This window comes from Spirosoma oryzae (assembly GCF_003002825.1).
GTDB classification, from domain to species: Bacteria; Bacteroidota; Bacteroidia; order Cytophagales; family Spirosomataceae; genus Spirosoma; species Spirosoma oryzae.
The window spans coordinates 24,130-35,123 of sequence record NZ_PVTE01000041.1 but is presented as its reverse complement, the minus strand read 5'-3'; the positions used below and the strand labels follow the sequence as shown (position 1 = coordinate 35,123).

Annotated in this window: 13 protein-coding genes and 2 pseudogenes; 9 read left to right on the top strand and 6 right to left on the bottom strand. The window is 47.0% G+C overall.

All coding sequences use genetic code 11. The annotated features are described in order from the left end of the window. Positions 1 to 96: 96 nt before the first annotated feature. A pseudogene (locus CLV58_RS26315) lies at positions 97 to 357 on the bottom strand (transposase); the annotation flags it as partial. Positions 358 to 1,470: 1,113 nt separating this feature from the next. On the opposite strand from CLV58_RS26315, the gene CLV58_RS28565 reads away from it, so the two are divergent. From CLV58_RS28565 to CLV58_RS26285, 7 genes are all read left to right on the top strand, one after another. Continuing rightward, positions 1,471 to 1,620, top strand: coding sequence for a hypothetical protein (locus CLV58_RS28565; RefSeq protein ID WP_170108808.1), 150 nt, complete (start codon positions 1,471 to 1,473; stop codon positions 1,618 to 1,620). A gap of 150 nt (positions 1,621 to 1,770) precedes the next feature. After that, on the top strand, positions 1,771 to 2,031 hold the full coding sequence (locus tag CLV58_RS26310) for a hypothetical protein (RefSeq protein WP_106140827.1): 261 nt from the start codon (positions 1,771 to 1,773) through the stop codon (positions 2,029 to 2,031). 65 nt (positions 2,032 to 2,096) lie between these two features. Continuing rightward, the gene (locus CLV58_RS26305; protein WP_106140826.1) at positions 2,097 to 2,318 is read left to right on the top strand and encodes a hypothetical protein; all 222 of its coding nucleotides are present in this window, start codon (positions 2,097 to 2,099) and stop codon (positions 2,316 to 2,318) included. Positions 2,319 to 2,348: 30 nt separating this feature from the next. After that, positions 2,349 to 2,534: a hypothetical protein gene (locus tag CLV58_RS28700; RefSeq protein ID WP_106140825.1), complete on the top strand. Its 186-nt coding sequence runs from the start codon at positions 2,349 to 2,351 to the stop codon at positions 2,532 to 2,534. Between the two features lie 50 nt (positions 2,535 to 2,584). After that, positions 2,585 to 2,824: a hypothetical protein gene (locus tag CLV58_RS26295; protein WP_146141554.1), complete on the top strand. Its 240-nt coding sequence runs from the start codon at positions 2,585 to 2,587 to the stop codon at positions 2,822 to 2,824. 197 nt (positions 2,825 to 3,021) lie between these two features. After that, the gene (locus tag CLV58_RS26290; protein ID WP_106140823.1) at positions 3,022 to 3,372 is read left to right on the top strand and encodes a hypothetical protein; all 351 of its coding nucleotides are present in this window, start codon (positions 3,022 to 3,024) and stop codon (positions 3,370 to 3,372) included. Positions 3,373 to 3,412: 40 nt separating this feature from the next. Beyond that, the gene (locus CLV58_RS26285) at positions 3,413 to 3,622 is read left to right on the top strand and encodes a hypothetical protein (protein WP_106140822.1); all 210 of its coding nucleotides are present in this window, start codon (positions 3,413 to 3,415) and stop codon (positions 3,620 to 3,622) included. A gap of 400 nt (positions 3,623 to 4,022) precedes the next feature. Here the strand turns inward: CLV58_RS26285 and CLV58_RS26280 are convergent, their stop codons facing one another. The 4 genes from CLV58_RS26280 to CLV58_RS26265 all read right to left on the bottom strand — a co-directional run bounded on the left by CLV58_RS26280 (position 4,023) and on the right by CLV58_RS26265 (position 8,380). Next, on the bottom strand, positions 4,023 to 4,370 hold the full coding sequence (locus CLV58_RS26280) for a hypothetical protein (protein ID WP_106140821.1): 348 nt from the start codon (positions 4,368 to 4,370) through the stop codon (positions 4,023 to 4,025). 429 nt (positions 4,371 to 4,799) lie between these two features. Further along, positions 4,800 to 5,393: a hypothetical protein gene (locus CLV58_RS26275; RefSeq protein ID WP_106140820.1), complete on the bottom strand. Its 594-nt coding sequence runs from the start codon at positions 5,391 to 5,393 to the stop codon at positions 4,800 to 4,802. Beyond that, positions 5,390 to 7,093, bottom strand: a complete 1,704-nt coding sequence (locus CLV58_RS26270; protein WP_146141553.1) for a hypothetical protein — start codon at positions 7,091 to 7,093, stop codon at positions 5,390 to 5,392. Before CLV58_RS26270 ends, CLV58_RS26275 begins: the two co-directional genes overlap by 4 nt. A 147-nt stretch (positions 7,094 to 7,240) precedes the next feature. Then, complete coding sequence (locus CLV58_RS26265) at positions 7,241 to 8,380, bottom strand: replication initiation protein (RefSeq protein ID WP_106140818.1); 1,140 nt, start codon at positions 8,378 to 8,380, stop codon at positions 7,241 to 7,243. Between the two features lie 1,121 nt (positions 8,381 to 9,501). Here CLV58_RS26265 and CLV58_RS26260 point away from each other — a divergent pair. After that, the gene (locus CLV58_RS26260; RefSeq protein WP_106140817.1) at positions 9,502 to 10,329 is read left to right on the top strand and encodes a hypothetical protein; all 828 of its coding nucleotides are present in this window, start codon (positions 9,502 to 9,504) and stop codon (positions 10,327 to 10,329) included. Between the two features lie 61 nt (positions 10,330 to 10,390). Further along, positions 10,391 to 10,618: pseudogene (locus CLV58_RS26255) on the top strand (beta-ketoacyl synthase N-terminal-like domain-containing protein); the annotation flags it as partial. Between the two features lie 84 nt (positions 10,619 to 10,702). On the opposite strand, the gene CLV58_RS29320 reads toward CLV58_RS26255, so the two are convergent. Continuing rightward, complete coding sequence (locus CLV58_RS29320; protein ID WP_106140816.1) at positions 10,703 to 10,972, bottom strand: transposase; 270 nt, start codon at positions 10,970 to 10,972, stop codon at positions 10,703 to 10,705. Positions 10,973 to 10,994: the final 22 nt, after the last annotated feature.

Here is a 10,994-nt window from a genome sequence, read left to right as displayed (position 1 = left end):
GACTCAGACCTACCCAACGACAGGCTTTGCGCTGACTCAACTTCTTCGACCCAATCATCCATCTGGCCAACGCTCTGCGCTCGGCAGGCCCTACCACTTTTTTTGCAAGGCTTCTTTAAAAATGTCGTTTTGTAGACTCAGTTCGGCATACATTTTCTTCAGTCGCCGGTTCTCCTCTTCCAAGTCTTTCAATCGTTTAACTTCTGAAACCTGCATGCCCCCATACTTAGCTTTCCATCCGTAAAAGGTGGCTTCACTAATACCGTGCTCCCGGCTGATCTGCGCGACGGTTTGGCCGCTATCTTGCTGTTTGAGAATTGCTACAATCTGAGCTTCAGTAAATCGTGCTGCTTTCATTTCCCCTTTGTAAACCTGTGAAAGTTAGTTTTTTTACTCTACTTTTCACTGGCTCACCTTTATGGGTTCAGGACAACTAGTCAACATCAAACGGTAGCTCCTCAGCTAAGATTGGTCTGTGTAGTAATGGCCGATGGGCAGTGACCGACTACGCGTAAGATCAATAAATGAAGCGGAGCCGCGGTAGAGAAACACCTTCGTTTCTCACTGGTTGTAGCTCGTGGCGCACTAAGACTATAAGACAGACCTACGACTACGTACACCAGCGCCGAAATGGCGATGAAAAAAAGTTGGCCCAAACTTAAGGCTGTTTAGTCAAGGGTGATTTAACCGACAGCTCGTGAGAGCAAAGGGCGGGGAAGCGATTCTACTACCTTTACCCATCGGTACTCTTTGCCTGAGGCACTCCTGCCAACGACACTGCGAACCAAGCGCTAGCTAAATAAAAGACGCCCGATAGCCATTGAGGGCATGACCAAATGCTCACTATTAAGCCGCCAGTCAACGCCTTTGCTTATGTAAGCAAGACGCTGAATCGGTTGAGTGACGTGAATACGCACCTTGGCAAAGTGATCAGCCCGTCTCCCAACGACCTAGTCAGTAGACGCTTCAGGCATTGGTTCAAAAGTAATACTGCTTTTAATTAAACTAATAGACTACCATACCGTTGATATACTGCATTGCGTCAATGCTTGTCTCGCTTGCCGCTCTGAACTCGCTAGCCAAACCTGCATCCCAGAACGAATTTACAGTTGGTCATGCGTGCTCCCTTCTTCCTGCCAGCAAGCTGTTGGTAGATCTCCGAAAAAATGCATTACAGTTACGGCTTTAGGACGTGTTGCGGCTGATCATTACCTGGGCAACACATACGACATACTTCCCTGTAGCGGAACACCCGGTTGGCTCTTTTACTAGTGCTTCGGCTACAACGTAGCAATCAGGCATTTTAAAACCGCTACCAGCCTGATCTACAATGCCAGTGACCTAGTAGGTTCAACCCCAATTACCAACAGAATCGAACTCGTTCACACTGTCTTCTCTAAAGAGGTAAGCTTGTTGACTTATTCGCTAGCAACGTTTTTTTAGTTAATCACCTAATACCCCAGCAGAATCATGGCTACTCAAGATAAGAAAAATAAAAACCTGAAGAAACTCTCCACTAAGCCCGCTAAAAGCACGGGAACAGCTAGTTTACCGGCTTATTTGCGTCGGGAAGCGGCATTCACGGCGGCTCATCCGACCGACAAGAAGCCAAGCAAATAAATAGGCGTCAAGCCCATCGATTAGCGCTGGTTAATCAACAAAGTAGTAGCGCTGCGCCTACAAGCACCTGACATTGACTTGTAGGGTGGCACTGGGCGTACTCAAATTCACGTTGCTCAATTGGCTCTCCTCACCCAACAAATACGACTGATGCCTAATCCGCTTTTTGGTACCACTAATCCACTCGATAGTACCGTGATTCAACAGCATCTGGATCAACATAAGGTGCCACTAGTCGTTTTCGATTGTAATAACCCCCTGCGCCTGCTAGCTCTCAAAGACTACGGTAGTGAGGGATACCTGCAAACAAAACGATCCATTCGGCATAAAGTGATCTGCACGCTGCTGAGTGATCACACCCAGCAGACAGAACATAATCTGGCTGACATGCGCCTCTACCGGGGCTTGTAACGCGCCTGACCGCTCACGGTAAACGGCGATGATATCCCTATCCCTATTAACTGAGTCTATTATCTATGACCACAAACACGCTGCTGATCATCACTGGCTACGGTTCAGTGAGTCCTAAAGCCTGGAAACGAGGCTTTCTTAACATTAGCGAAGCTGAGGCCAGACGACGGTTTCTGACCAGCCATCCCAGTGCACGGGACGTCAGTCTACAAGCCGTCCATTTTGGCGACGAGTTGACGATTAGTTCGACTAGCTTGATTGCTTCCGCTTCGGGCCTTGTCCTGTAGCGGATAATGAACCCGTTTTAACCCTCTCACGTGAACTACCCCGCTATTCCAATCCCAGCCAAGCTACGTCAGCCGTTACCGCCAGCACGCATTCCCGCTCACAAGCAGCCTTACCTGCTACAAGGCAGCCCGGACACCATCTTGTATTTGACGCCCGCTCAGGCCAGTAACCGCAGCGATCTGATTGCTCAGTTCTCGGCCGTCCCTCCCTGTTAGGGGGCAACTAAATTACGGATCAGCTTTGGTGTAGCCGTTTCCAACCGACTATGAGTTACGCGACCCGAATGAATTTCGATCAACTTTTTACCGTCGACGGTCCGGTAATGACCCCTAACCGACTGGTCAACATCATGGGTGTCTTCCGGGGTGGTGCTGAGATGAGCATGAGCCATAACTCGATCAACGGGGTTGACCTGCTGAGCTGGCAGGGGAAGGATTTATTGGTCGAAGTACGGCAGTTTGCTGGTGTTGACGAGCACTATATACTGGGTCTGGCCGTGCAATAGCCCTGTAGTTTTTTGTGCTTACTGCTGCGCGTTGAGCGTAAAGTTGTGCCCCATCGTCCACCTGTTGTTCCCCGTTATAACGCCCGCCACCGGCCATTGAAGCACGCGCTTCGGAGGACTCAACCGGCCCACGGCTGAAGACTAAGCCGCAATCAGCCGGGAGAACAATGCCCGGTCGACAAACTACACAGACGAAAATGGCTCATGATCCCGCCTGCTCGGAGTTTCCCCGTCGATCGCTAGCGAGCCTGACCGATCAGGAAAAAAAGACTCTTTTTACCGCAGCCTTTGGGGAACCGATCGATGGCCAGATTAGAAACGATTGGCTAACGCCAAACAACTCAATTGGCCTGATGGGGCAAACCCGCCAGGGCACTAAAATTTTGACTGTTTTTGCTGACGGCTACATCCACGGCGAGATGAGTGCTGTGGGTGCCCCCTTCCACGCCGTCCGGGTAGTCCGCTATCTGGATAGCCTCCGTATTGGCTGGGCAGGCATCGATTACCCGGCAGCTGAACCTGCGCCCCCTGGGGGGCGTCTCTGTTAAGTCTAGACAAGTAACCCCATCTCATTCAATTAAGCAGTAGATGCCTAAATTCATCACCGTGTTAGTCGAGGGCCAGCCTGAACTGGTAAACGTAGATCACATTCAGCGGGTGCGCCGGGTTGGACAGGAAAGCTGTCAACTACATGTTGGGATCTCCCGCTCGGAGCAGGTGCCGCTGGATGGGAGTATTCTGCTGATCAATGAGTCTTATGAAGCCATCGTCAAACGGATCACTCAAGCACATGGCTAATCGTGGCGCTGATCGCACGGAAGCCCTAAGGCAACTATCCAGCGCGTTCGAAGCAAGGCAGCCCCGCGCTTACTAGCTGTTAAGCGAACTCAGCATACAGGTCCACTCGATGGCGGGTACTTGGCGATGACCTACAGCATAGCCGGTTTGTGCTGAACAAGACTACAATTCTTACAATGCTGGCTTTTAACGAACCCGTTTTCTAGCTGGTCAAACACTCCAAGCTGTAACGAAGCACTATTTACCCGCCAGCTTCCTTATGGGGGATAGTTGCTGGGGCTGGCCAGCTCTCGATTCGGCTTGTTTCAATCGCTCCCGTTTTCACCCCCATCTGTCCACTTTCGGTTAGCGATATACAATTACAGGCTTGGCTGATAGGTGGGAATGATCCTTAAACTACTTATCTAAATATAGGCAGAAAGTAGTTTAAACGTCTGAACGCGTTATGGAAGGCAGCATACTTCGTTGTAAAAGTTGCTGTAGCAGGTTGATATGACCGCCCCCACTTGTCGCATACTTCAAAACCCCACTTGTCGGTTTTGTGAAAAAAGGTAATCCTTACCGATTTATGTTGACCAAAAAAATCGGTAAGGATTTGATCAGCCAACAACGGTCTTTTAGCCTCTGAGAGAGCTACTTCAATCTTGAATATATCTTCACTCGGTGTTCTAGCCATTACGTTGGCACACGTTTCTATGATGTCCTGCCAGTGCAGTTCAGCTATACTACCTAATTGAGGAGGATTCATATAAGTGTCGATCTTGTTAAAAATTTTTATAAAGAAAACACTTGCTCTCTTCTAGTTATACGCTCAAGATTCTGTTCTATGGATAGATAATACAGTGTCGAGCAAATTAGACCATTGTGAACCAACGATGAACAGCTGCACCCAAGTCGGCTCGTAACTGCTGTTGTTGTTCTGGAGTCGTTTTATAAAACGCTCCCCTGTGAGCCTCAGCATCATTAGTTTCACAGAGGAGAGAAAAATAGGTCTATAGTATGACCATAGATCTATCTCACTTTTGACATTTTGCATGCCAATAGCTAGCACAGTTATAAATATACCGTACAGTGGGGTGGTCTATGCCTAACGAACCTATCACTAAGTATAATCGCTTAAAATAAGGATTAAATTAAGCCTAAATTTTTTTCAAATAATCGGCTGATAATTCTTGCGTTACGTGATAGTAATTTTGAATTTGTTTTTCCCCTTTATAAAAAGTCGATACCGTCCGTGTTTCTCGTCGGCAAAGCCCGCCAGATTTAGCTTATCTAGGAATTCGATAAAGTCTAAAAAATGAATCTGGTTGCGTACATTTTCGGGCAAACTCTCGTACCATTCTTCGGCCGTTTTAAGGTGTTTCTTCGATTTTTTGACCGGCAATCGTAACCAGATTTCTTCTTCTTTTTTGGTCAACTCAATCTGCTCGATTTCAAATAGCATTGGAATAAGGGTTGGTAGAACGGCGGTAGCCAGTTGCGCTTCGCCGAGATAACGAAGGATGGTGGTTAAGGTAGCCGTTACGAGTGTATTCTTTAATAAAGATTTACTAACCGAAATTTTCCACCCGTTGGTTTTCATATCGAGCGCTTCCGATGCGGGTTGGCTCGCTAGAATCTGGAGGAACTGCGTTGTCAGAAATGGCTGGGCTACCCCTGCAGATGAATCGGTTTGAGCTACCAACTCATGCCAATAAGCCATCAACTGCTGACTGTCAAATGAAACAGTTTGGGTATCGGCGGCTAAAAAATCGTCGATAAAATCATTCATAGGAACTGCGTATTTGGCGAGCGAAAATAAAACGAACGTTCTTCTTTAAACAAATGTCCGAGTATCAGTGGCAATTGGCGATACTCAATTTTGGTTAGTAATGAATCAAGTTGATACTGTTGATACCGATGCTGGATGTAATAATGCAGAACTGACCCATATACGTCACTACAGGGTGCGATTAAGGTAGCCTGGATTTGGCCCGCCTGAATTGTCTGGAAAACTAATGTTGTGAAGCTTCGGTCCCCCGTATTAATAATCATCTTGCCATAATAGACAAACTCGTCCTGGATGAAGACGTCCTCGACAAAGTGTAGGGGTGATATATCTAGTAGCAAACAGCTGGTTTGACATTGATCCATAAAGAAATCACCCCACTCCTGCCACCAAGCCGACTGATAGGCTGCGCTCACAGCCACGCATCCAAGGACGGGCACTCCGGCAGCCTTACCCATCAGAAACTGGGTTAGTGCCGTAACCGAATCAAAGGGGATAAAAACGACCACCCGCCCCTGTTCCGTCAGGTAGCTATACTGGATCGCCGTAAACGGGCCATTTATTTGCCTAAGCCAGGCCTCATCCAGCGGGTCAGCAAACTGGTACTGATCCCTAAGTAGAAAGCTAAGCCGGCCGGTGATAAACAAATGCGGCTCATCACCAATGCCCTGGAGTAGCCGCTCTGTCAAATCAGCCGTCAATTCGTGGGGATGACGAATAATGCAGGACAAAGGCTTCTGTGCGAGTAGAATGGTTTCGTTTTCGAAAGTGACAACCATACTCCGCTCATAATCGTCGGGTGTTTGATTGGGAATCAACTGATTCGGTGATTCCGGCAACGGATAGTTCGTTTGCAAATGCTCCAGCAACTGACTAAAAAATGATAAATGAGCCCGGCTGTCAAAGGAGGCTGAGCCACGTGCGTTAAAATGCGCTTGGAGCGTCTGATAAATCCAGGTCATTAATTGCTCCGCGAGATCATTGTTTTCCCTAGCCAGTAGAGCCTGGGTATCTTCCTGACCAGCTAAGGCAGCCGCCAGCAGGTCAATAGCGGGTAAGCCTTTCCGCTGTTCGATGTACTCGTTGACCCAGGCGTATAGCACCGAGGGGCCTACGTGTTGCCTAATGTGATGAAACCGCTGATTGGGAAATTCAGATGACCGTACGGACGATTGGGCGAAATCCGTCAGATGTCCCAAAATTGTCTGAGCCAGCGTCTGACTTTGAAAACAAAACCGAAGGCAGGCGGTCAATACTTGCTGCCGTAGATACAGGCTGGGAAACTCACTAACCAATTCGTTACCCAGGGTATAGTAGGATTCATAAAGTTGGTTGCCCATTAGAACATTGCGGGCTTGTTGATCATCTATATTCTGGCTGAAGACAGTTATACTCAGCCAGGTTGCATAAACTTCGTGAGCCTCACGGCATTGTTGGACCAGTTCCACCAATAGCTGTTTAAAGGCACTTTGAAAGGGGGATTTACCCCGGCTGAGGTAGGCGTAGCTTTGCAACAGACAACCGTAAACAGTGGTATTATTAAGCTCGCTATGGAAGAATTCATGCGCCGAAACGATCTTAGCCGTAAGCCCCGTGGCATCGGCCCCAAAATCGGTAGTCCACTGCAACTGGTTGTACTGGCCGATGGGGGTATTGCCATCAAAGTTCAGCAGGGCTTCGATATCGTTATCATTAAATTTCATAGTTAGGCGCTAGGGGCTACTAAACTTATCCTTTTTCTCGAAGCAACCAGCAGACTCATTCCCGTACCTACTTACTGGTGCGACTGCCAGTTTGCGACGGTCTGCTGGTCTTGTTGCCGAAATTTTTTAAGTAGCCGGTCCTCAAGCTTACCTGTTCGAGTTTGTGCTGTTCTTTCTACCTTTCTTATAATTGAAAACGCTTTCAGCAACATATGCCTGCGCGTCAGTCTTGGCAAAACCATGTTCAACGTGTAAGTCTGCCCAGATAAACGCTTTCAGCTTTTGTTCTTCCATAAGAATCTGCTTTCGCTGCTCAGGAGTGTAACTGGGATAATGGCGCTTAAGTAAATCGCCCGCTTTGGCAATTAGGTCAGCCGTGTCGAGCTGCATGATCAAATCGAACTGCTGGTTGAGGTTTCTTTTGAGTTCCGCCTGCTGATCGGCTGTTAACTCACCTGGTTTGTTTTTCTGCTCTATGTTAAACCGGATACCTACTACTGTTCGACTCTGTTTGAGTACATCATAGGTCACGTTAAGATTAGTTTCCGAATTGATCTGTGCCAGGGGTACATCAATCACCCGACGTCGGATGTCGTTGAAGTTGGTGTACTTGCCATCCTTGACGCACATCAGCTTGCGGAACTCTTCAAGTGATATTTGCCAGAAGCCGGTGTGAATGTAGCGGGTCAGATTTGGAAACAATATCTGGGCATATTCACTGGTTAGAGCCAGCGCCTGTTCAAGCTGGAACGAGGTGTAGCCCTTGCTCATATCCAAAAACATCGGAATGACTTCAGGAGCCATCTTGATCTGAATGACTCCCTTCCCCGGCCAGTAATCCACCACCGGAAACGCAATCGCATCGGTAATACGCCCTGACACTGGATCTTCCAGGGTGATGATCCGTTTCATGAACGCTTGAAGAATTTTTCTCAGATGTTGCGTAACCGACACGTGGCCACTGACCACCTCGGAGTAGTGAAACTCAAAGTAAATCTGGGAGTAAGGCGTGATCTTTTCTGTCTTTATTTCCTGAATGCTTTTTAGTTCACGCAGCACCAGCCAGTAAATGCGCCGTTCGAAGAAGGAAAGTTCGTTGGTCCGATTAGTAAGCAACCGCAATGGTTCCCGAATTCGGGTCAAATTCAAACTGGGACGAGGTTCAGCAGGGATTGACTCGTTTTCTGCCGTTTTAAAGAATGACGACACGAACGATATTTCCAGTTGCTCAGCCTGAGTCACTGGCTTGACTATCAAAGATTTGCCCGATCTTGTTACACCTTTCATAGATAATTAATTGATCCTATCAATCAGGTTCTGAAACTATTGGACGTCCTCAAATACGACATGTAAATATACTATGTCGTATTTAAATGCCCTTATAAACCAGTCATAAAATTGCGAAAATAGCCTTTACAAGCCGTTAATGGGGTTTTGGCGAGTAGCCGAATTGCTGTTATTTGTCGTATTTGAACAAATATGAAGCCAACAGTACTGCTGTCATATGTCGCATTTGAGCGAAACTATTTTTATTCTCGTAATAACGGCTCTGTACAAAAATCTGAATAGACAATTAAGAATTTGTTTTAATACGAATTATCAGTAAAATGTTAATCTTTATACTGATTTAAGTTACAATTTTTGCTTGTTTGGCAGGGAATGCAGGGAGCCTAAACAGGCAGTTAGGATTGCTGTTACATGTCGTATTTAGGTGATTCTACTTGCTGTTATTTGTCGTATTTCACTGGAAAAACCTATCATAACCACTTATTAGAGCCTAGTGACCAATATATGTTACCCTTAAAAGGCAACATACTTGTTAGCTCAAGGTATGAGCTCGCCTTTTACTCGAGAACTCATCTTAAAGGCTAAAATAGCAAAGGATAAAACCTGTGGATAACTCTGCTTCGGAATCAAAATAACTGGGTAAACTTGCTGTCATTTGTCGTATTTAGCGTGCCTGATTGCTGGTGTATGTCGTATTTGGTGCTGTCATATGTCGTATTTAGTGCTGGTATATGTCGTTTGTCTGCTGGTATATGTCGTTTATTTGCTGGCATATGTCGTTTATCTGCTGGTATATGTCGTATTTGGAGAAAAAATAAGCTTGTAACTAAATGAATATGAGAGTATTATAAGTAGTAAAAAAATTCTATTATCATGTATCATTCATTTAGTATTTCTCATGAAAGTATTTTCTTTTTTATAACAGATCAAAAAAGCAACGAGAGTAAAAAAATGCTGACGCGAAACGAAGGAATGGAGAAAATCATGAAAAAACTGGGATATATAAATAAAAGTTTCCCTTGAAAGGTAATTTAATTAACTTGCCATTAGCAATATCCCCCACCCTACTAAAGCCAATTCACCCCCCTATTTACCAACCATTAGTATACCTAGTTATTCACATGGATCAGATACCCGATCAAAGCAAAGCCCGGCGCAAACATTACCCACCCGATGTCTACGCTCGACTAACCATCGAGCTGACCAATCTGCTCGATGAAACACCCCACCTCTTCGTTGATCGCGACAACTGGGACATCGAAGGTGAGTGGAACGATGCCGGAACAATACACTTCATTGACGCCAGTTACATGGACCGATTCGCTCAGTATGTTCCATTCGACTGTCGGACTATCAAACTCATCAATTACGGTGAACCGGCCGTACGCATAACTTTTTACCAAAAGCACCGATACTGGCTAGTAAAAGATGCCGATATACCCATCGAAGAGAAAAAACTACACCTCACCGACTACATCAATAGCCTGATAGTAAAAACGGAAATGCTGAACGACAAAGCCCGGCTATCTCAGGGGGAAAAACGCAGTAACCTGCTGAGCGTAATTGCACTCATGCATGAGCAGATCAATACCTGGAAACCAGTACTGGAGAACATCGATATGTACGAGGTCGCCCTTTCCAACTACGGTCGGATGCACTTCTACACCCAGATCAATTACAAGTACTGGGTTAGCCACGAAGATGCTACTTTAGCCAATCGACAGGAACATTTGTTGAATCCTCAACGTGACCGCAACGGCAACATAAACGAGATGCGCCATAACGTCGTATTCATCGACTCAGTAGACATTCAGCGACAACATGCCTACCAGAATAAGGAAATCGACAAATACCTGGCCCGATTCGATATGATAACTGACCACGGTCGCAGCCAGATTTTTGCCAGGATTCGTCCGGGAGAGTATGTACCCGCACCTCACTCCTTATAGTTACCAACCCGTTATTTTCCTAAAATCAATACTGAGAAATAAAGTTAAAGAAGTTACGGATGTTACCAGAGCCGGTATTGGTGGATTCAACGCCAACCGGGCGCTGTCGGAGCGCAATGATTCGCCGGAAACAGCTCCGCGCCCGTACGACAAAGACCGCGATGGGTTTGTCATGGGTGAAGGCGCGCTAATCCTCGAAGAGTACGACCGTACTAAAGTCCGTGGTGCCAAAATTTACGCCGAGTTAATCGGTGGAGGTATGTCGTCAGATGCATACCATATCACGTCTGGGGGCTGTCGGCGCGTTGACCGGCTGTCAGCTCGATCCGCAAGGGGTTACCTAACGCATCCACAACGGCATGAATCTTGGTCGTCAATCCACCCCGGCTGCGTCCAGGGGCCTCATTGGCAGGCGTACTTTTTTTGGGCCCGCTGCATGCTGGTGGGCACCCACAGTCGTGGAGTCAAGCATGGTCCAGTCTAAATCTGGGTCTTGCAGGCCTTGGAAGATGGCTAGCCAGTGGCCCGACTGGGCCCATCGTCGGAAGCGCCGGTAGCCGGAGTTCCAGGGACCGTAGCGTTCAGGCAGGTCCCGCCAGGATGCCCCGCTGCAAGCCAACCAAATGACGGCATTAATAAGCAATCAATTATTGACCCCACTGCGG